We start from the raw sequence: 20,537 nt of genomic DNA, 5'->3' as shown, positions 1-20,537 counted from the left end.
GGTGTCACAGGCCGTGCTCGCGCAGCGGGCCGACCTTGAGCCCCTGCTCCGCGCACCGGTCCAGCAGCCGGGGCAGCGCGCCGAGGGTGGAGCGCCAGGCCTGCGGCGCCGAGGTGCAGTCCGAGTCGTGCAGCAGCACGGTGCCGCCGGCCAGCGGGGCCCTGGTGAGGGTGCGCAGCACCGAGTCGGGTGTGGCACGGGCCGTCCAGTCCTGGCCCCAGTGCGTCCAGAGCACCGGGCGCAGCCCGTTCTCGCGGGCCGCGTAGAGCGCGGAGGCGTTCAGCACCCCGTACGGCGGGCGGTACCAGCGCGGTTCCTGCCCGGTGACCGAGGCGATCAGGTCGCGGGCGCGGGCCACGTCGTCCCGGGTCGCCCGGGGCGAGCGGATCAGCAGCGGGCGGTGCGCCCAGCCGTGCACGGCCACCTCGTGCCCGGCGGCGACCAGTTCGCGCCCCAGCTCGGGGGCGCGCTGCAGCATCCGGCCGAGCAGGAAGAAGGTCGCCTTGGTCCCGGTCTTCGCCAACTCCGCCAGGAAGAGCGGGGTGGAGGCCGGGTCGGGGCCGTCGTCGAAGGTCAGCGCGACGTGCCCGGGATCGCCCGGTCCGCTCAACCTGGGGGCGAGCAGCGGGCGCAGCGGGCCGAGCGAGGTGAGCGCGGGCAGGCTGTGGCCCACCGCGAGGGCGCCGGCGGTCAGCGCCAGGGCCCGGGTCGCGCGGGCACGGTCGGGCCTCACGAGGCCACCTCCAGGATCGGTGCGGGCAGCCCGCCCGCCAGGGCGGCCACCAGGTCGTCGGCGCCCGGGGCGGTGCGGCGGCGCGGCACCGGGGGGCCGGCCAGCGCGTCGATCAGCCCCTTGCCCAACCGCTGCTCGTCGCGGATCCACACGGCCAGCCCGGCCTCGTCCAGTGCGGCCGCGTTGGTCACCCCGTGGCCCGGCAGGCAACGGTAGCTGACCACCGGGACGCCGCTGGCCATCGCCTCCAGCGAGGTGAGCCCGCCGGCGTTCTGCACCACCAGGTCGCAGGCCCGCAGCAGGGCCGGCATGTCGTCCACCCAGCCGAGCGCCACCCCGGCCCCGGCCGCCGCCAGCTTCTCGCGCAGCGCCGGGTTGCGGCCGCAGACGGTGACCGGGACGGCCACCCCCGAGGCGGCGATCTCCCTGGCCGTCTGCTCGACCTCGCCCACCCCCCACGAGCCCGCGGTGATCAGCGCGATCGGCGCGTCCACCGGCAGCCCGAAGCGGACCCGCTCGCGCTGCCGTTCGGCGGCCGAGCGCACCGGGCGGAAGGCGGGGCCGACCAGCGGGGCGCAGATCTCCACCAGCCGGGCGCCGTGCCGCTGCGCCTGGTCGGCGGCCACCGGGTGCAGCGCGAGGTGCAGGTCGACGCCCTCGGCCACCCAGAGCGGGTGCACCGACATGTCGGTGAGGAAGGTGGCGACCGGCACCTCCAACTCGCCGCGCCGCCGCAGCCGCCCGAGCGCCTGGCTGGCCAGCGGGTAGGTGGAGACCACGGCGCTGACGTCCGGGCCGACCAGCTTCCTGGTCCGGCGGGCGGCGGCCTTCGCGAAGAGGCCGCCGACCAGCGACTTGGAGCCCTGGTGCTTCTCCAGCCCGTGCAGCAGCCAGCCCCAGGCCCAGGGGGCGACCTTCAGCTCCAGCGCGTAGCTGCCGCGCAGCAGCCGTCCGCAGCCCGGCGGCAGCAGGTCCAGGAAGTCGTGGCAGGTGGCATCGAAGCCGGCCGCCTCCAGGCGGCGGACCAGTTCGCGGGCGGCGCCGTCGTGCCCCGCCCCCACGCTCGCGGACACCACGGCTATCCGGCGCGGCTGAGTCGACCGCATCTGGCTCCTTCCAGGCGGGTGCCACCACCGCCGACAGCGGAAGCCGCACCCGCGACCTCACTGCGTCTGACGGATGTGCTGGGACCACCGGGCGCACGACCCGGCCGACCCTCGGCCCTCGCGCGTACGCGTGCTGGCCCGGGAGCCGACCACCCGGCCCCGTTGCGGTGGGTCCCCCCGTCGCCCCGTGCCGGACCTGGGTCCGGAAAGCCTGAGGACCGGCCCCGAGATCCCTGTCGGAGCCGGTCCGGCTCGTCGGCCGGATCCGGCGGCTGGCCGGTCAGGCTCGGACGGTAGGCCGCCCAGCGGGAGTCCACCTGGCCGGTGGCCGGACACCAGATGTCCGTCGTACGAACGACTGCCGACCGGCTCCGACCGTCCGCCCCGTGAACTGCCGCGCCACAGCATGGAGGCCCCGAGCTGAAGCGGAGCTGAAGCAAGCTGAAGGGGTCTTCAGCAAACCGTCACGGTCGCCTGGGATCCTGATGGCATGCGTGTACTGGTGGTGGAGGACGAGCGGCGGCTGGCCGCGGCGCTGCAGCGCGGACTGCAGGCCGAGGGCATGACCGTCGACGTGGCCCACGACGGGCCGCAGGGGCTGTGGCTGGCCGGCGAGCACGACTACGACGTGATCGTGCTCGACATCATGCTGCCCGGCGTCAACGGCTACCGGGTCTGCGCACGGCTGCGGGCGGCCGGCAACGAGGCCGGGATCCTGATGCTCACGGCCAAGGACGGCGAGTACGACGAGGCCGAGGCGCTGGACACCGGGGCTGACGACTTCCTCTCCAAGCCGTTCTCCTACGTGGTGCTGGTGGCCCGGCTGCGCGCGCTGGCCCGGCGCACCGGGCGGCGCCGGCCGCAGACCCTGGAGTTCGGCGACCTGGTGCTCGACCCGGCCCGGCACAGCTGCACCAGGGGCGGGGTGCCGATCAGGCTGACCGCGCGCGAGTTCGCGGTGCTGGAGTGCCTGGCCCGGCGGGTGGGCGAGGTGGTGCCCAAGCGGGAGATCCTGGAGCAGGTCTGGGACAGCGCCTTCGAGGGCGATCCGAACGTGGTCGAGGTGCACATCAGCGCGGTGCGGCGGAAGATCGACGCACCGTTCGGCCGGGCGGCGCTGGAGACCGTGCGCGGGGCCGGCTACCGGTTGGCGGCCGACGGTGGCTGAGGCCGCCGCTCACACGGCGGCCGGCCCGACGGCAGCCGACCCGACGAGGCCAGACCCGACGACGCCGGACCCGGCGACGGCCGACCCTGCCGCGGTCCCCGAGCCGCCGCGCCGCGGGCTCGGCCGACTGCGGCCGATGACCGTGCGGGCCCGCGCCACCATCGGGGCCAGCGCCGTGGTGGCGATCGCGCTGGCCATCGGCTCGTTCGCGCTGCTCGGCCTGCTCGACGCCAACCTGCTGCACAACGCCGAGACCGACGCCGAGGCGCAGGCCACCGCGGTGGCCCAGCTCGCCATGGCCGGGCGGCTCGACCCGCTGCTGCCGCCCACCCACGGAGCCGACTTCCTGCAGGTGGTGAACGAGCAGGGCGTCGTGCTGACCTCCAGCCAGAACCTGACGGGCCGTCCGCCGGTCTCCGACCACCGCCCCACCGTGCCGGGCACCGTCCGCAGCACCATGAACGTCCACGCGCTGGGGCAGGACCACCGGCAGCGGGTGGTGCAGGTCACCACCGAGACCAACGGCGGCCTGGTCAGCGTCTACGCCGGCACCTCGCTGCGGGACGCCGACGCCGCCGACGCGACCACCTCGGCGGCCCTGGCGGTCGGCGTGCCGCTGCTGCTGCTCACCGTCGCCTGGGTCACCTGGTGGGTGACCGGGCGGGCGCTGCGCCCGGTGGAGGCGATCCGCAGCGAGGTGGCCGAGATCAGCGACCGCGACCTGCACCGCCGGGTCCCGGTGCCGCAGACCCACGACGAGATCGCCCGCCTCGCGCTGACCATGAACGCCACCCTGGACCGGCTGGAGTCCTCCGGGCAGCGCCAGCGCCAGTTCATCGCCGACGCCTCGCACGAGCTGCGCAGTCCGATCGCCGTCCTGCGCACCCAGTTGGAGGTGGCGCTCGCGGTGCCGGACCCGGCGCTGCGGCCCGAACTGCTGCTCGGCGCGCTGGAGGACACCGAGCGGCTCCAGCACCTGGCCGCCGACCTGCTGCTGCTGGCCCGGATCGACGCGGCCGAGCCCCGTCCCAACAGCCGGCTGGACCTGGGCGACCTGGTCGACGACGCGGTGCACAAGCGGCGCGGCGACCGGCTGCCGGTCCGTGCCGAACTGACCCCGGGGCTCGAGGTGGCGGGCAGCGAACTGTGGCTGACCCGGGTGGTGACCAACCTGCTGGACAACGCGCAGCGGTTCGCCGAGCAGCGGGTCAGCGTGGTGCTGCGGGCCGATCCGGCCGCCCGGCAGGCGGTGCTGGAGGTCACCGACGACGGGCCCGGCATCCCCGAGGCGGACCGCGAGCGGGTCTTCGAGCGCTTCACCCGGCTCGACGACGCGCGCAGCCGCGACCACGGCGGCACCGGGCTGGGCCTGGCCATCGCCCGCGACCTGGCCGAGCACCACCACGGCACCCTCACCGCCGAGCCCGCCGAACCGGCCGAAGCCGCCGAAGCCGCCGCCCGCAGCGCCCGCGGCGCCCGCCTGGTGGTCCGGCTCCCGCTGGTCGCGGCGGCACCGGACCGCTGAGGCAGCCGGGCGACTCCTCCGGGTGACTCCTGCGGGCGACGCCACCCACCCGGCCGCCCCGGCGCCCGGCCCGGATCCTAGGATCCTTACGCGACGATCTGGATCCGTCGGGAGATTTCCGTTATCGGCCGACTCCCGGTGGGTCTCCCACAGTGGACAGGTCGGTTGACGGAGAGGGTGGGCACGGGTGGACACGGCTGCGGACGAGAACGTGGTGGGCCGGGCGCGGACCGGGGACGAGAGCGCCCGCCAGGAGCTGATCGCCGGACACCTGCCGCTCGTCTACAACATCGTGGGACGCGCCCTGAACGGGCATCCGGACACCGACGACGTGGTCCAGGAGACCATGCTGCGCGCGGTGGACGGCCTGCCCGGACTGCGCGAGGAGAGCGCCCTGCGCTCCTGGCTGGTGGCGATCGCGCTGAACCAGGTGCGCCACCGCCACCGCGCCCAGCAGAGCGCCCGCAGCGCGCAGAGCGGCGGCGGGCTGGACGAGGTGCGGGAACTGGCCGACCCGGCGGCCGACTTCGTGGGGCTGACCATCACCCGGCTCGGCCTGTCCGGGCAGCGGCGCGAGGTCGCCGAGGCCACCCGCTGGCTGGACCAGGCCGATCGCGAGCTGCTGGCGCTGTGGTGGCAGGAGGCGGCGGGAGAGCTGAACCGCGCCGAGCTGGCGGCCGCGCTGGAGCTGAGCCCGCAGCACGCCGCGGTGCGGGTGCAGCGGGTCAAGGAGCGGCTGGACACCGCCCGGGTGGTGGTCCGGACGCTGGCCGCCCACCCGGCCTGCCCGCAGCTGGCCGCGCTCACCGCCGACTGGGACGGCACGCCCGGCGCCCTGTGGCGCAAGCGGATCGCCCGGCATGCCGGGGACTGCGCCGCCTGCCAGGGCCAGGCCCGCGACCTGGTCCCGGCCGAGGGCCTGCTGGCCGGGCTGGCCCTGCTGCCGCTCCCTCGCGGGCTGCGGGCGCACGCCACCGCGGGCACGGCCGGGGCGGGCCGCTCGGCCGACGCCGCCCACCGCCAGGGTCCGGGCCACAGCTCGCGCCGCCGCCCCGGCGGCGGCCGGCGTAACGCGCCGCGCCCGCGCGGGCCCAAGGCGCTCGCCGTGCTGGCGCTGGGCACCCTGGCCGCCCTGACGGCGACCGGGCTGGTCTGGAGCGAGTTGAGCCCCTCAGCCGGCGGCACCGCGCACCCGCTCGCGGCCCCGACCGCGAGCGCGCTGCCGGCCGGCCTGCTGATCCCCGGCGCGGGGCTGCTGGTGGACGCGGTCTCCGGTGCCACGACCGCGCCGGCCACCCCCTCGCCCGCCTCCCCGTCCCCCACGGCCTCGCCCACCCCCACCGCGACCACCGCCTCACCCACCCCGCCGCCGGCCCCCAGCAGCGCCGCACCGCGCGCCAACGACGGTCCCAGCGTGGCCGATTACGCCCAGGAGGTGCTCACCCTGGTCAACACCCAGCGCGCGCAGAACGGTTGCGGCCCGCTCACCGCCAACAGCAAGCTCCAGGCGGCCGCCCAGGGGCAGTCCGACGACATGGCGGCCCGTCACTTCTTCGACCACACCAACCCCGACGGCGCGGGCCCGCAGCAGCGGATCGACGCGACCGGCTACCAGTGGAGCGGCTGGGGCGAGAACATCGCCCAGGGCCAGGCCGATCCGGCCTCGGTGATGGACAGTTGGATGAACAGTGCGGGCCACCGCGCGAACATCCTCAACTGCGACTTCAAGGAGCTCGGGGTCGGCGTCCACTTCGGCACCGACGGCCCCTGGTGGACCCAGGACTTCGGCACCCCGGCCTGAGCGCCCGTCCGCCCGTCCGCCCGTCGGGCACAAGGCAGGTCCTGCCCCGGCCTCGGGGCAGGACCTCGACGGACCGTCAGCGCACCCGCACCGCCTCGTCCGGCCCCGGCGGCTGCGCACCGTCGCCGTTCACCGCCAGCGCGGCCTGCGCCGCGTTGGCCGCCTGCACCTCGGCCCGGCCCAGGGCCAGGTGGGCGGCGCAGGCCACGACCACCCAGGCGAGGCCGCCGCTGTGGGTGTAGGCGTGTCCGGCGGTGTGCAGCTGCTGCTGGTCGGTGCCGCAGTAGAGGCAGGCGTTGGCATGCAGCTGCTCACCGCTGACCAGCAGTTGCTGGGCGGGGCCGTCGATCGGGTGGTAGTCGATCGGGATCGGCGGCCGGGCGGCGGTGAGCTGGTGGGATGTCAGGTCCGAGGTCATCGGCTCAGCTCCAGGGTGAGATCTCCAGGGTTCTGGGCGGATCGGCATCGGTCACCCTGCGTGGCCGCTCGACTCCGTCCATGTGCACAGCCTGGCCCTGCCGGGCGGCCACCGCACCCCGGACGACCAGATTGGCCGTCACTCGTCCATCCCAGTCCGAGTAATCGTTCTCATGGTGAACGGTTCCCCCGTGCTACGGTTTCTCCCATGGATGCCGCCACCCCCACTTCCCTCGCCGCGACCGCTTCCTTCCGGCTCGGCACCATCGGCACCATCGCCACCAACCGCTTCACCGAGCGGATCGAGGTGCTGGGCCTGAAGGTCAAGGACGTCGGGCTGCTGCGCCTGCTCGAGGACGGCGGCCCCGCCTCCCAGCTGGAGGTGGCCCGGATCATGGGCGTGGCGCCGAGCCTGGTGGTCACCGTGGCCGACCGGCTCGAGGCGCTGGGCGCCGTGCGGCGCCTGCGCGACCCGGGCGACCGGCGCCGCCAGCAGCTGGTGCTGACCGAGGCGGGCCGCGAGCTGCTGGAGCGGTGCACCACCGCCGCCCGGGAGCTGGACGCCGAGCTCACCGCCGGACTGGACGAGCCGGCCCGGCAGGCCCTGAACTCCGCGCTCGGCACCCTCGCCGCGAGCCTGGGCCTGCCCAGCTGACCACCCGGCCGATTGCGGACCCGCCGACGGTCCCTGGCGGGCGAGATGACAGGGTGTCAGCATGCCGACTACCTCGCTGCCCCACCAGCTGACCCGGACCCGCGGCTTCACTCTCGGCGCCGCCGAACACTTCGCCGTGGCTCCCGACGGCGCCTCGGTCCTCTTCCTGCGCAGCCGAGCCGGTGACGACCCGATCAGCTGCCTCTGGGCGCTCGACCTGGAAACCGAGCGCGAGCGCCTGCTGGTCGACCCCGCCGAGCTGCTGGGCGGCGCCGCCGAGCAGCTCTCCGAGGAGGAGCGGACCCGGCGCGAGCGCAGCCGCCAACTGGGCGGCGGCATCATCGGCTTCAGCACCGACGCGGCCGGCAGACTGGCCGTCTTCGCCCTCTCCGGCAACCTCTGGACGGTGGACACCGGCAGCGGCGCCGCCCGTCGGCTGCCCGCCGAGGGACCGGTGGTCGACCCGCGACCCGACCCGACCGGCCGCCGGATCGCCTACCTGAGCGGCGGCGCACTGCGGGTGATCGCTTCCGACGGCACCGGCGACCGCGCGCTGGCCGCCCCCGACGGGCCGACGGCGGCCGACGTGACCTTCGGCGCGCCCGAGCACGTCGCGGCCGAGTCGATGGGCCGCTACCGCGGCTACTGGTGGGCGCCGGACGGCGAGCGGCTGCTGGTCGCCCGGGTGGACAACTCCGACGTGCTGCTCTGGCACCTCACCGACCCGGCCAACCCCGCCAAGCCGCCGCGCACCATGCGCTACCCGGCGGCCGGCAGCGCCAACGCCGAAGTGACCCTCTGGCTCACCGAACTGGACGGCACCCGGCGCGAGGCGCACTGGGACCGCAAGACCTACGAGTACGTCCCCGCCGCCGGCTGGGACGCGCACGGCCCGTTCGCCAGTGTGCAGACCCGCGACCAGCGCACCGTCCAGGTGCTGGCGATCGACCCCGCCGACGGCGCGACCACGCCGCTGGCCGAGCAGCACGACACCCACTGGGTCCACCTGCTGCCCGGACTGCCCGCCCGCACCGCGAGCGGCGCGCTGCTCGGCTTCGTGGACGAGGCCGACACCCGGCGGCTGACCGTGGCCGGCCGGCCGGTGACCGAGCCCGGCGTGGAGCTGCGCGCGGTGCTCGGCACGGACGGCGAGACGGTGCTCTTCACCGCCTCCGAGGAGCCCACCGAAGTACACCTGTGGTCCTACCACCCGGAGCACGGCGCCCGGCAACTGAGCGAGCAGCCCGGCGTCCACTCCGGTGTGCTGCGGGCCGGCACCCTGGTGCACACCGCCCGCACGCTTGCCCACGCCGGCTCGCGGACCACCGTGCGGCGCCCCGGGCGGGCGGCGCTGCCGGTCGCCTCGCACGTGGCGACCCCGCTGCTGGAGCTGCGCGCCGAGTTCGCGGCGGTGGGGCCGCGCGAGCTGCGCACCGTGCTCTTCCTGCCGTCCTGGCACCGGTCCGGGGACGCGCCGCTGCCGGTGCTGCTCGACCCCTACGGCGGCCCCGGCTTCCAGAAGGTGCTGGTCCAGCAGTCGGGCCACGCGCTGGTCTCCCAGTGGTTCGCCGAGCAGGGCTTCGCGGTGCTGGTCACCGACGGTGCCGGGGTCCGCGGCCGCGGTCCCGCCTGGGAGCGGGAGATCCACGGCGACGTCATGCGGCCGGTGCTGGACGACCAGGTCACCGCGCTGCACGAGGTCGCGGCCCGGCACCCCGAACTGGACCTGGGCCGGGTCGCGATCCGCGGCTGGTCGTTCAGCGGCGGACTGGCCGCGCTGGCGGTGATGTGGCGGCCCGACGTCATCCACGCGGCGGTCTCGGGCGCGCCGGTCAGCGAGCAGGGGCTCTACGACAGCCACTGGCGCGAGCGGTACCTGGGGACGCCCGAGGAGCACCCCGAGTGGTACGACGCCTGCTCACTGGTGCTGGAGGCGCCGAAGCTGGCCCGCCCGCTGCTGCTGATCCACGGCCTGGCCGACGACAACGTCTTCGTGGCCAACACGCTGCGCCTGTCCAGCGCCCTGCTGGCCGCCGGCCGCCCGCACGAGGTGCTGCCGCTCAGCGGGGTCACCCACGCCGGCGCGGGCTCCCCGCTCTTCCCGCAGCTGCTCGGCCACCAGCTGGAGTTCCTGCGCCGCCACCTGGCGCTGGAGCCGCAGCAGCCTTAACGATCAAGCTAAGGCTGCACGTCGCTGCGCCCGGAGATCCAGGCGATGGCGTCGTGCACGCCGCGGGCGTGGTCGCGCACCTCGTCCGCCAGCCGCACGTCCAGCTCGCGGACCTGGGCGGCCTGCTGCTCGGCGCCGAGCTGCGCCGGGCAGGGGCCCTCGGGTCCGCTGGCGACGCTGGCGGTGATCGGGGCGAGCCGACTGTGGCCGAGCGCCCAGCGGTAGCCGTCCAGCGCACCTTCGCGAGCGTGCGAGGGCTCGAACGGGGTGTCGCCGATGTACTCCAGGCGCGCGAGCGCGCTCTCAACCTGCTCCCGGGAACGCGCCCCGACCCGGGACGTCACATCGTGGCTGGTCATGACCGCAGGTTAAGCACGCCCCCAGCGCGGGGGCGTGCTCAACGCGGCCAAGGGGGCGAACCGGCGCGGGCGGCGGCCCGGGGTGTGCCGCCCGGTCATTACCGGCCGGTCTGAGGTGCGCGGGCCACCGGTTCGGCTCCACACTCGGGAGAGCAGGGCCAACCGGCCGACAACGCCCCGAACCACGGAGGCCTCCCATGTCCGAGCCCATCGACGAGTCGCCCACGCCCGACCGCCTGCTGCACACGGGGGCCGAGCACCCCATCGACCCGATCGACCTGGTGATGGCCAGCGGCCAGGACCCGACCCCCGAACTGATCGAGAAGGCGCGCAAGACGCTGGAGCGGGAAGGCGCCTCCGCGGTCGAGCGGGTGCTCCCCTGAGCCGAGCGCGCCGCGCCGCCGCTGGGGTGTCCGTTCCCCCTCAGCGGCGGCGTCCGCGGGCGCGCCGGCGCAGCAGGTGCCGGGTGCCGAGCGCGATCAGCAGCGCGGCGACGGCCAGCAGCAGGTAGAGCTGGTAGCGCAGCGCCGTCCGGTAGACCTGGTCGATGTCGCTGCCCGCCAGGTAGCCGGCGGTGCTCCAGGTGCCGACCCAGAGCAGCGCGCCCAGGGTGTTCCAGAGCATGAAGCGGCGGAACGGCATCCCAGTGGTGCCGGCGATGATGCCGTTGGTCTGGCGCAGCCCGTCGATGAAGCGGGCCACCAGGATCACCTTGCCGCCGTTGCGCTCGAAGAAGTCCTCCGCCTTCTGCAGCCGGGCGCCGCTCAGTCCGACGTAGCGCCCGTAGCGGTGCACCAGCGCCCGGCCGCCGTAGCAGCCCAGCAGGTAGCCCAGGCAGTCGCCGAGCACCGCCGCGACCACCGCGACCGCGATCACCGCCGCCAGGTTCAGCTGCCCGGCCCCGGCATAGACGGCGGCCAGGATCAGCACGGTCTGCCCGGGGACCGGGATGGCGGCGTTGTCCAGCAGCACCAGCAGGCCGACGGCCAGGTAGCCGTAGTGGGTCAGGAACGGGGCCAGCGCGGCCAGCGGCCCGGGCAGCGCGGGGGTGTGCGGGGGGACGGTCGCGGTCATGAGGCAGTACCTCCGCTCCCATGATCCAACCCCGGAGTGATCATTTGGGACATATTGTCGCAGGCTTGTGACATGAAGCGCGCACGAACTGGTCCGATTTACTCATGTTTGCTGCTTAGGCTTCCGTCCATGTCTTCGTCGCACAAGGGCTCGTTCGTCCACAAAACCAAGCTCACCGCCACGTTCCTGGGCGTCAGCGTGGTGGCCGGCGCACTCACCGCGGGGCTGGCGCTGCCCGCGGTCGGCGGGATCGGACTGGGCGCGAAGGGCGCCGTAGGCGACTTCAACAGCCTGCCCGACGATTTCACCGCTCCGCCTCTCTCCCAGGCCTCCACGATCTACGACGCGAACGGCGGCGTGATCGCCACCGTCTACGACCGCGACCGCACGGTGGTGCCGAGTGACCAGATATCCCCGCTGATGAAGTCGGCGCTGGTGGACATCGAGGACAACCGCTTCTACCAGCACGGCGCGATCGACGTGAAGGGCGTGCTGCGGGCGCTGAACAACAACGCCTCAGGGTCGGGTACCCAGGGAGCCTCGACGCTCACCCAGCAGTACGTGAAGAACGTGTTCGTCGAGGAGGCCGGGGACGACGCGGCGGCCGTGCAGGCGGCCCAGGCCCAGACCGTGGGGCGCAAGGTCAAGGAGATGAAGTACGCGATCAAGGTCGAGCAGACCTTGAGCAAGGACCAGATCCTGACCAACTACCTGAACATCACCTTCTTCGGTGAGCAGGCGTACGGGATCGAGGCGGCCTCGGAGCGGTACTTCAGCGTGCACGCCAAGGACCTCACGCTGCCGCAGGCCGCGCTGCTGGCCGGCATGGTGCAGTCGCCCACCGGCTACGACCCGATCATCAACCCGAAGACCGCCAAGGAACGCCGGGACACCGTCCTGAAGAAGATGGCGCAGTACGGGACGATCACCCAGGCGCAGGCCGACGAGGCGATCGGCACGCCGATCACGCTGAACGTCAGCAAGCCGCTGCAGGGCTGCATCACGGCCCAGCAGGGTGAGGGCTTCTTCTGCGACTACGTGAAGAACCAGGTCCTCACCGACCCGGCGTTCGGCGACAGTTCGCAGGCCCGGCAGGCGCTCTGGCAGCGCGGCGGGCTGCAGATCCACACCACCCTCGATCCCAACGCGCAGGCCGCGCTGCAGGCCTCGGTGACCAGCCACGTGTACGCCAGCGACAAGGCCGCGACCGCGATGACCGAGGTGCAGCCCGGCACCGGGAAGATCATCGCGATGGGCCAGAGCCGCCCGTACGGTGTCAACGCCAACCAGACCCAGATCAACCTGAACGTCGGCAAGTCGATGGGCGGCGGCCTCGGGTTCCCGACCGGCTCGACCTTCAAGCCGATCGTGGCGGCGGCGGCGCTGGAGAACGGCATCACGCCCTCGCAGTCCTACCCCTCGCCGTACAGCATGGCGTGGCCGAGCATGACCGACTGCAACGGCGGCAAGTTCAAGAACACCGGCACCGTGCACAACGACAGCACCTCGCTGGTCGGCCCGTTCACCATGGCCCCGGCCATGGCGGAGTCGGTGAACACCTACTTCGCCTCGCTGGAGGCGGACACCGGGCTGTGCAACGTGGCGCAGATGGCCAACAAGATGGGCATCACCCAGCAGGCCGGCGGCGAGCAGCTCCAGGTCGTGCCGTCGATGGCGCTGGGCAGCAACGACCTGACCCCGCTGGAGATGGCCAGCGTGTACGCCACCTTCGCCGCGCACGGCACCTACTGCTCGCCGACCGCGATCACCAGCGTGACCAACGCCGACGGCAAGTCGCTGGACGTGCCGCAGAGCCAGTGCAGCCAGGTGATGTCGACCGACACGGCGGACACCGTGAGCACCATGCTCAAGGGCGTGGTGCAGGACGGCACCGGCGCACCGGCGGGCCTGACCGACCGGGACAGCGCGGGCAAGACCGGTACCACCAACGACGGGAACCAGGTCTGGTTCGTCGGCTACACCCCCGAGCTGTCGGGGGCGACCGTGGTGAGCGACGACAACGGCACCACCTCGCTGAACGGGCAGCGGATCGGCGGGCAGTACGTCGCGCAGGCGTTCGGTGGCACGCTGGCCGGCCCGATCTGGCGCGACTCGATGACCGGGGCCCTGCAGGGGACGCCGCCGAGCTCGCTGCCGTCGGTGCCGCTGCAGTAGGCGCCTTCCCGGGCAGCGCGGCCGCCCCGGGTACCGACCTCAGGTCGGCACCCGGGGCTTTTGCGTGCAACGGCTTTGCGTGCGGCGCGGCGGAGGTGCCGGGGCGGCCCGGGACAGGGGCGTCGGGGTGTCGGTTGACAGGGCGTCAGGTCTGGGCCACCATCAGTGGCCGTAAGTGGAAATGGATTTCATTTCCCTCATCGCTGGCGATCGGAGCCGCCCATGTCCCTCACCGTCTCCCCCGAGCTGCTCGCCCAGGCCGAAGCCGGAGAGGTGGCCGAAGCCGACTTCGTGGCCACGGTCCGCGACTCGCTGCCCTTCGCGTACCGGATGGTCGAGCGGCTCACCGCCGAACTGGCCGCCGGTGGCGCGCCGTTCGCGGACAACCACGAGGAGCCGCCGTCGGACGCCGAGCGCGGGCAGTTGCTGCGCGCGATGGCGAGCGACTCGATCCGGGGCAGCCTGGAGCGGCACTTCGGGGTGCGGCTGGCGTTCATGAACTGCCACCGGGTGGCGGTGTTCCCGGTCGGGGCGGAGCAGGGGGCCGCCTACCGGTCGTTCGTGTCGATGCGGGCGCAGTTGCTCAACCAGACCGCCGAGCTGCGCAGTTGCTGAGCCGCTGCTGAGCAACGGGCGGGCGGCGCCCCCATGAACCGGGCCCGGCCCGAGCGAAGGGTGACTCGCTCGGGCCGGGCCCTGTGGTGTGCTGCGGATCCCGCTCGCGTCTTACTCGGCGGTGCGGGCGGCGGTGACGGCGGTGGCCAGGGCCTCCTTGATGCGGGGGCCGAGCCGGGCGAAGCCCAGCTCCTTCATGGCGGCGCGGAGCAGCTCGTCGTCGGTGCGCTCGACGTAGTCGCTGTCGATCCAGCGGACCAGGGCGAGGAGCTCGTCGGCGGAGTACGCGGTGATGGGGCGACCCGGGGCGAGCTCGGGCTTCTTCGGACGCCGCGAACGCTTGGCGGCGGGCTCGTCGGTAGCGGGCTCCTCGGCGGGGGGCTCCTCGACGGGGGCGACAGCCTCGGCGGCGGGCTCCTCAACCGGGGCGGCGGGCTCCTCGACGGAGGGCTCGACGGCGACGGGCTCCTCAACCGGGACGACTGCCTCCGCGACGGGCTCGGGGGCAATCGCCGGCTCGGGGGCGGCTTCAGCCGAAGGTGCGGCCTCGACGGCCTCAAGCTCGGCCTCGGGCTCGGCCTCGGGCTCGGGCTCGGGCTCGACCACCGGGTCGACGACAGCGTCGGCCGCCGGCTCGACCTCAAGCTCGGGCTCCGCTACCGCCTCGGGCTCGCTCTCGGACTCGGCTTCAGCCTCGGCCTCGGGCTCTACCTCAAGTTCGGGCTCAGCCACGACCTCGGGCTCAACCTCGGGCTCTGCGGCAACCTGCGGCTCGACCTCGGCCACGGGCTCGGGAGCGGTCTCCGGCTCCAGCTCGGCCACCGGCTCGATTTCGGCCACCGGCTCGACCTCGGCCTCGACCTGCGACTCAGCAGCCGGCTCGAGCTCGGGCTCCGCCACTGCCTGGGCCGGCAGCACGGCCTCGACCTCAGCCTCGGCTTCGGCTTCGACCGTGATCACCGGCTCCGCCGTGGCCTGGGCCGGCAGCTCGATCTCAACCTCGGCCTCGACCTCACCACCCTCGCCCTCGGCCTCGGCGACCTCCGCGACCGCAGCCGCAGTCGCGGCCTCCGCCGCCTCCTCGTCCTCGTCCTCGTCGGCGTCCCCGCCCTCGAAGCGCAGGTACGCGGTCAGGGCCTCCGCACTGTCCGCACGGGCGGCCGCCAGCTCGGTGAGCAGCTCGGTCAGGCCGCCCTCCTCCAGGGTGGCGTGCAGGGTGCGCAGCTCCGGGAGGCGGTAGAGGGTGCCCTCGTCGGCGGCCAGGGCGTCGATCAGTTCGCCCAGCTCGGCGAACGGAAGCTCGGTCAGCTCGCGGTCCGCCAGCAGCCGGCCGAGACCGCGCAGGGCGCCGGCCAGGGTGTCGGCGGCCAGCCCGGTGCTCTCCAGCAGCTCGGCGTCGACCGGGCGGGCGGTGCTGCCGGGCGCGGGCGAGAGCGCCTGCCACTCGGCGCGCTCGGCGGCGGCGGCGATCAGCGCCACGTGCAGCGCCTCGCGGCGCGGGCGGTCGGCGACGGCCAGCCGCTTGGCCTCGGCGCGCAGCTTGCGGCGGCGGCCCCAGGAGATCCGCAGCCCCCGCTCCTTGCGCCAGCTGCCGTTGGCGGTGGCCGCCGCGAGCGCGTCCAGGTCCGCCTCGTAGGCGCCGGTGCGCAGCGTCGTGGCGGTCTCCCGGACCCGGCGCAGCAGCGCCAGCAGGGTCAGCACCTCGGTGAGCGTGGTCGGTTCGCGCAGCGCGGCCTCACCGGCCAGCAGCGCGGCGGCCTCGCGCAGCACGTTCAGGTCGCAGCCGCGCACCTCGGCCAGGACGGTGGAGGCGGCCCTGGCCTCCTCGGGGCCGGTCACGGTGTCGGCGGCGGCGTACCAGGCGTGGGTGTCGGCGGCCAGCGTGAAACCGCCCTGCTCCGCGTACCGGAGCAGGGCCTCACGGAGGTCAGCGGTGAGGACCGTGGTGCGATCGGCGGCAGGACCGGCCGAGCGGTCCTGCGGCGGTACATCGGCGTTCTGCACGGGAAGTACTGTCATTGAGAACCGTCCGGTTCGAGTGCGGGGCAGGCTGTCGGGGAAGGTTGAGGGGAAAGCTGCGGCGGGTGGAGCGTGGGGACGGCGACCGGAACGGGTGGGACAGCTCCCGCGAACCGGCGTCCGTGCTGGTAGGCCAGGATACGGGTGGCCGTTCGAGGCTTGCACGCACCCGGCCCACCCGAGCGCGCCCGTGCCGCGCCAGGTCACCCGGGACGCCCAGCTGACGCACCGTCAGCCGACGGTCGTTCGGGTGTCAGCAACCGGGTGCCCGGTGGCAGCGCACCGGCCGCGCCGGCCTGGACGAGGTGGTCGAGCAGCACCTGGTGCAGCGCTGCGGCGGCCCGGCTGGGCGGCAGTTCGGCGCCGCGGGCCAGCGCGATCACCCGGCCGATCCCGGGCGCGGCGAACGGAGTGACGGCGAGTCCGCTGCGGGCGGCCACCATGCCGGGCAGCACCGCGGGCCCCAGGCCCGCTCGGACGAAGCCGAGCACGGCGTCCATCTCGCCGCCCGCCACCGAGAATTCGGGCTCGAAGCCGGCCGCCCGGCAGGCCGCCAGGGTGGCCTCGCGCAGGTCGTAGCCCTCGCGGAACATCACCAGCGGCTGCCCGCGCAGGTCCTCGATCCGGGCCCGGCGGCGCTTGGGTGCGGTGGCCGAGACCAGCACCAGGTCCTCGTAGAGCAGTTCGGTGACCGCCAGGCCCGGCGCCGGGTCGGCCTGCGATGTGATGATCAGCGCGAGGTCGAGTTCGCCGGCCGCCAGGGTGCGGACCAGGTCGCGCGAGCCGTCCTCGCGAACCAGCAGCTCGACGTCCGGATAGCGGGACCGGTAGGCGCGCAGCACGTCCGGGACCAGGCTGGTGCACAGGCTCGGCGGGGCGCCGAGCCGGACCCGGCCGCGGCGCAGCTGCACCGTCTCCTGCACCGCGAGCCGGGCGCTCTCGGCGTCCGCCAGGATCCGGCGGGCCAGCGGCAGCAGCGCCTCGCCCGCGTCGGTGAGGGCGATGTGGCCGCGCGCGCGGTGGACCAGTTCGGCTCCCAACTCCCTCTCCAGCGACCGGATCTGCTGGGAGAGCGAGGGCTGCGCGACATGCGTCTGCTCGGCGGCGCGGGTGAAGTGCCGCAGTTCGGCGACGGCGACGAAGTACCGGAGCTGCTGGAGCTGCATACCTCCCAGCATAGGCGGTATCTATGCTGACGAGCCGGAACCTGTCTTGGACGGATCGGGGGTCGGCTTCCTACCGTTCTGGACATGGCAGTGACAACGGGAGCACGGCCGCGCGGTGACGCAGCGCGGGCCCGGTCCACCCTGGCGATCTTGTGGGGTTCGACCGTGGGCAAGAAGGCCGCGATGGCCGTCAGCGGCTTGATGATGCTGGGCTATCTGGTCCTTCATATGATCGGCAATCTGAAGATCTTCTTCGGCGCCGGCGACCTCAACGGCTACGCGGCCTGGCTACGCACCATCGGCCAGCCCTTCCTCGGCCACGCGTGGTTCCTCTGGATCGCCCGGGTCGCCCTGGTGGCCGCCGTCGTGGTGCACGCGGTGGCCGCCTACCAGCTGAGCCGGCGCGACCTGGCAGCCAGGCCCACCGGCTACCGGCGCACCCGGGCCCGGCAGAGCTACGCCACCCGGACGATGCGCTGGGGCGGGGTGATCCTGGCGCTCTTCATCGTCTGGCACATCCTCGACCTGACCACGCTGACCGTGAACCCGGTGGCCGACCCCGGGCACCCGTACCAGAACATCGTCGGTGCCTTCCACACCTGGTACGACGGCGGGATCTACTGCGTGGCGATGCTCGCGCTCGGGCTGCACGTGCGGCACGGGTTCTGGAGCGCCGCGCAGACGCTGGGGGCGAACAGCCCGAGCCGGGACCGGGCGCTGAAGCTCACCGCGAACCTGCTGGCGCTGGTGCTGACGGCCGGCTTCCTCTCCGTTCCGATCGCCGTGATGACGGGAGTCGTGCGATGACGTCGAATCCGAGTGCCGCCTACACCGTGGGCGAACCGCTCACCGACACCAAGGCGCCCGCCGGACCGATCGCCGAGTGCTGGGACCGCCGCCGGTTCGAGGCGAAGCTGGTCAACCCGGCCAACCGGCGCGGGAAGACGGTGATCGTGGTGGGCACCGGCCTGGCGGGCGGCGCGGCCGGTGCCACGCTGGCCGAAGCGGGCTACCAGGTGGTCCAGTTCTGCTTCCAGGACTCCCCCAGGCGCGCTCACTCGATCGCCGCGCAGGGCGGCATCAACGCGGCGAAGAACTACCGCAACGACGGCGACTCGGTGCGCCGGCTCTTCTACGACACCGTCAAGGGCGGCGACTTCCGGGCCCGGGAGTCCAACGTGCACCGGCTGGCGCAGGTCTCGGTGGAGATCATCGACCAGTGCGTGGCCCAGGGCGTGCCGTTCGCCCGGGAGTACGGCGGGCTGCTGGACACCCGCTCGTTCGGCGGCGTCCAGGTCTCCCGCACCTTCTACGCCCGTGGCCAGACCGGCCAGCAACTGCTGCTCGGCGCCTACCAGGCGCTGTCGCGGCAGATCGCGGCCGGCAACGTGGAGCTGCACGCCCGCACCGAGATGCTCGACCTGCTGGTGATCGACGGCCGGGCGCGCGGCATCGTGGCCCGCGACCTGGTGACCGGGGAGGTCAGCACGTACCTGGCCGACGCGGTGGTGCTGGCCACCGGCGGCTACGGCAACGTGTTCCACCTGTCCACCAACGCCAAGAACTCCAACGCCACCGCGATCTGGCGCGCGCACCGGCGCGGCGCCTACTTCGCCAACCCGTGCTTCACCCAGATCCACCCGACCTGCATCCCGCGCTCCGGCGAGCACCAGGCCAAGCTCACCCTGATGAGCGAGTCGCTGCGCAACGACGGGCGGATCTGGGTGCCGAAGACGGCCGGTGACAACCGCTCCCCGGAGCTGATCCCCGAACCCGAGCGGGACTACTACCTGGAGCGGATCTATCCGGCCTTCGGCAACCTGGTGCCGCGCGACATCGCCTCGCGGGCCGCGAAGAACGTCTGCGACGAGGGGCGCGGGGTGGGCCCCGGCGGGCAGGGGGTGTACCTGGACTTCGCGGACGCCATCGCCCGGCTGGGGCGGGCGGCCGTCGAGGCCAAGTACGGCAACCTCTTCGAGATGTACCAGCGGATCACCGCCGAGGACCCGTACCAGGTGCCGATGCGGATCTACCCCGCGATCCACTACACGATGGGTGGACTCTGGGTCGACTACGACCTGCAGACCACCGTGCCGGGCCTGTTCGCGATCGGTGAGGCCAACTTCTCCGACCACGGCGCCAACCGGCTGGGCGCCAGCGCGCTGATGCAGGGCCTGGCGGACGGCTACTTCGTGCTGCCGGCCACGCTGGCCGACTACCTGGCCCAGGCGCCGACCGCGCCGGTGCCCGCCGACCACCCCGAAGTCACCGCCGTGGTGGCCGAGGTGACCAACCGGCTGCACCGGCTGCTGACCGTGGACGGCGACCGCACACCCGAGTCCTTCCACCGCGAGCTGGGCGAACTGCTCTGGGACGAGTGCGGGATGGCCCGCGACGAGGAGGGCCTGCGCCGGGCGCTGCGCCGGATCCCCGAGCTGCGCGAGGAGTTCTGGCGGCGGCTGACCGTGCCGGGCAGCGGCGAGGAGCTCAACCAGACGCTGGAGAAGGCCAATCGACTGGTCGACTACTTCGAACTGGCCGAGCTGATGTGCCTGGACGCGCTGCACCGCACCGAGTCCTGCGGCGGCCACTTCCGCACCGAGAGCCAGACCGCCGGCGGCGAAGCGGCCCGCCGGGACGACGAGTTCGGCTACGTCGCCGCCTGGGAGTTCACCGGCGACTCCCCCGTGCTGCACCGCGAACAGCTCACCTTCACCGAGGTCCACCCCACCCAGCGGAGCTACGCATGAACCTCACCCTGCGGATCTGGCGGCAGGCCGGACCGGACACAGCAGGCGAACTGACGACCTACCAGGTGACCGGGATCAGCCCGGACATGTCCTTCCTGGAGATGCTGGACACGCTCAACGAGGAGCTGATCCTGCGCGGCGAGACCCCGGTGGCCTTCGACCACGACTGCCGGGAGGGCATCTGCGGCGCCTGCGGCATGGTGATCAACGGGCAGGCGCACGGCCCGGAGCGGACCACCACCTGCCAGCTGCACATGCGGCACTTCGCGGACGGCGACGTGATCGACGTGGAGCCGTGGCGGTCGGCGGCCTTTCCGGTGGTCAAGGACCTGGTGGTGGACCGCTCGGCGTTCGACCGGATCATCGGCTCCGGCGGCTACATCACCGCGCCCACCGGCAGCGCCCCCGAGGCGCATGCCACCGCGGTCCCCAAGGAGGCCGCCGACCTCGCCTTCGAGCACGCCGAGTGCATCGGCTGCGGTGCCTGCGTGGCGGCCTGCCCGAACGGCTCGGCGATGCTCTTCACCTCGGCCAAGGTGGTGCACCTGAACGTGCTGCCGCAGGGCGCGCCGGAGCGGCGCAGCCGGGTGCGGGCGATGGTGGGGGCGATGGACGCCGAGGGCTTCGGCGGCTGCACCAACACCGGCGAGTGCGCCACCGCGTGCCCCAAGGGGATCGGGCTGAACGCGATCGGCACCCTGAACCGGGAGTTCCTGCGGGGCGGCCGGTAGTCACGAGGGTGGACCGGGCGGGCAGCCGCCCGGTCCACCCCGTCCGCACCCGACCTGACAAGCCCTAAGGTGT

The 20,537-nt window shown here is 73.7% G+C and carries 18 protein-coding genes; 11 read left to right on the top strand and 7 right to left on the bottom strand.

Annotated features, from left to right (window positions below; all coding sequences use genetic code 11):
• Positions 1-4: 4 nt before the first annotated feature.
• Both OG403_RS29775 and OG403_RS29770 read right to left on the bottom strand, forming a co-directional pair.
• Positions 5-733, bottom strand: coding sequence for a polysaccharide deacetylase family protein (locus OG403_RS29775; RefSeq protein WP_329569819.1), 729 nt, complete (start codon positions 731-733; stop codon positions 5-7).
• Positions 730-1,839, bottom strand: coding sequence for an MGDG synthase family glycosyltransferase (locus OG403_RS29770; RefSeq protein ID WP_329569817.1), 1,110 nt, complete (start codon positions 1,837-1,839; stop codon positions 730-732). Before OG403_RS29770 ends, OG403_RS29775 begins: the two co-directional genes overlap by 4 nt.
• Before the next feature lie 490 nt (positions 1,840-2,329).
• Here OG403_RS29770 and OG403_RS29765 point away from each other — a divergent pair, with 490 nt between their 5' ends.
• From OG403_RS29765 to OG403_RS29755, 3 genes are all read left to right on the top strand, one after another.
• Positions 2,330-3,007, top strand: a complete 678-nt coding sequence (locus OG403_RS29765) for a response regulator transcription factor (protein WP_329569815.1) — start codon at positions 2,330-2,332, stop codon at positions 3,005-3,007.
• A gap of 136 nt (positions 3,008-3,143) precedes the next feature.
• Positions 3,144-4,532 (top strand): sensor histidine kinase, encoded by a 1,389-nt coding sequence (locus OG403_RS29760; protein WP_329569813.1) that lies wholly within the window; start codon positions 3,144-3,146, stop codon positions 4,530-4,532.
• Between the two features lie 187 nt (positions 4,533-4,719).
• On the top strand, positions 4,720-6,333 hold the full coding sequence (locus OG403_RS29755) for a sigma-70 family RNA polymerase sigma factor (protein WP_329569811.1): 1,614 nt from the start codon (positions 4,720-4,722) through the stop codon (positions 6,331-6,333).
• A gap of 76 nt (positions 6,334-6,409) precedes the next feature.
• Here the strand turns inward: OG403_RS29755 and OG403_RS29750 are convergent, their stop codons facing one another.
• On the bottom strand, positions 6,410-6,751 hold the full coding sequence (locus tag OG403_RS29750; protein WP_329569810.1) for a hypothetical protein: 342 nt from the start codon (positions 6,749-6,751) through the stop codon (positions 6,410-6,412).
• A 207-nt stretch (positions 6,752-6,958) separates the two neighbouring features.
• Between OG403_RS29750 and OG403_RS29745 the strand changes: the two genes are divergently transcribed.
• Both OG403_RS29745 and OG403_RS29740 read left to right on the top strand, forming a co-directional pair.
• The gene (locus OG403_RS29745) at positions 6,959-7,405 is read left to right on the top strand and encodes a MarR family winged helix-turn-helix transcriptional regulator (protein WP_329569808.1); all 447 of its coding nucleotides are present in this window, start codon (positions 6,959-6,961) and stop codon (positions 7,403-7,405) included.
• A 61-nt stretch (positions 7,406-7,466) separates the two neighbouring features.
• A complete protein-coding gene (locus OG403_RS29740; RefSeq protein WP_329569806.1) occupies positions 7,467-9,575 on the top strand; it encodes a S9 family peptidase in 2,109 nt (702 codons plus the stop codon).
• Between the two features lie 8 nt (positions 9,576-9,583).
• Here the strand turns inward: OG403_RS29740 and OG403_RS29735 are convergent, their stop codons facing one another.
• Positions 9,584-9,934 (bottom strand): hypothetical protein, encoded by a 351-nt coding sequence (locus OG403_RS29735; RefSeq protein ID WP_329569805.1) that lies wholly within the window; start codon positions 9,932-9,934, stop codon positions 9,584-9,586.
• A gap of 197 nt (positions 9,935-10,131) precedes the next feature.
• On the opposite strand from OG403_RS29735, the gene OG403_RS29730 reads away from it, so the two are divergent.
• Positions 10,132-10,317 (top strand): hypothetical protein, encoded by a 186-nt coding sequence (locus tag OG403_RS29730; protein WP_329569803.1) that lies wholly within the window; start codon positions 10,132-10,134, stop codon positions 10,315-10,317.
• Between the two features lie 40 nt (positions 10,318-10,357).
• Here the strand turns inward: OG403_RS29730 and OG403_RS29725 are convergent, their stop codons facing one another.
• Complete coding sequence (locus OG403_RS29725; RefSeq protein WP_329569801.1) at positions 10,358-11,008, bottom strand: DedA family protein; 651 nt, start codon at positions 11,006-11,008, stop codon at positions 10,358-10,360.
• Positions 11,009-11,137: 129 nt separating this feature from the next.
• Between OG403_RS29725 and OG403_RS29720 the strand changes: the two genes are divergently transcribed.
• Together OG403_RS29720 and OG403_RS29715 are read left to right on the top strand one after the other, a co-directional pair.
• A complete protein-coding gene (locus OG403_RS29720; RefSeq protein WP_329569799.1) occupies positions 11,138-13,183 on the top strand; it encodes a transglycosylase domain-containing protein in 2,046 nt (681 codons plus the stop codon).
• A gap of 222 nt (positions 13,184-13,405) precedes the next feature.
• Positions 13,406-13,798, top strand: coding sequence for an SCO5389 family protein (locus OG403_RS29715; RefSeq protein ID WP_329569797.1), 393 nt, complete (start codon positions 13,406-13,408; stop codon positions 13,796-13,798).
• Positions 13,799-13,909: 111 nt separating this feature from the next.
• Here the strand turns inward: OG403_RS29715 and OG403_RS29710 are convergent, their stop codons facing one another.
• Together OG403_RS29710 and OG403_RS29705 are read right to left on the bottom strand one after the other, a co-directional pair.
• Positions 13,910-15,802: a hypothetical protein gene (locus tag OG403_RS29710; protein ID WP_329569795.1), complete on the bottom strand. Its 1,893-nt coding sequence runs from the start codon at positions 15,800-15,802 to the stop codon at positions 13,910-13,912.
• Positions 15,803-16,020: 218 nt separating this feature from the next.
• Complete coding sequence (locus tag OG403_RS29705; RefSeq protein ID WP_329569793.1) at positions 16,021-16,983, bottom strand: LysR family transcriptional regulator; 963 nt, start codon at positions 16,981-16,983, stop codon at positions 16,021-16,023.
• 84 nt (positions 16,984-17,067) lie between these two features.
• Between OG403_RS29705 and OG403_RS29700 the strand changes: the two genes are divergently transcribed.
• Genes OG403_RS29700 through OG403_RS29690 form a run of 3 tightly spaced genes read left to right on the top strand, consistent with a single transcriptional unit; the run spans position 17,068 to position 20,464 of the window.
• Complete coding sequence (locus OG403_RS29700) at positions 17,068-17,790, top strand: succinate dehydrogenase cytochrome b subunit (RefSeq protein ID WP_329569791.1); 723 nt, start codon at positions 17,068-17,070, stop codon at positions 17,788-17,790.
• Positions 17,787-19,733, top strand: coding sequence for a fumarate reductase/succinate dehydrogenase flavoprotein subunit (locus OG403_RS29695; RefSeq protein ID WP_329569790.1), 1,947 nt, complete (start codon positions 17,787-17,789; stop codon positions 19,731-19,733). The genes OG403_RS29700 and OG403_RS29695 overlap by 4 nt, the downstream gene beginning before the upstream one ends.
• Positions 19,730-20,464 carry a succinate dehydrogenase/fumarate reductase iron-sulfur subunit gene (locus OG403_RS29690; RefSeq protein WP_329569788.1) on the top strand — a complete coding sequence of 245 codons (735 nt, stop codon included), beginning with the start codon at positions 19,730-19,732 and terminating at the stop codon, positions 20,462-20,464. Before OG403_RS29695 ends, OG403_RS29690 begins: the two co-directional genes overlap by 4 nt.
• Positions 20,465-20,537 lie beyond the last annotated feature (73 nt).

The organism is Kitasatospora sp. NBC_01266 (assembly GCF_036242395.1).
Taxonomy (GTDB): domain Bacteria; phylum Actinomycetota; class Actinomycetes; order Streptomycetales; family Streptomycetaceae; genus Kitasatospora.
Note: the sequence above shows the minus strand (reverse complement) of the source record. Positions and strands in the feature narration are given on the sequence as shown.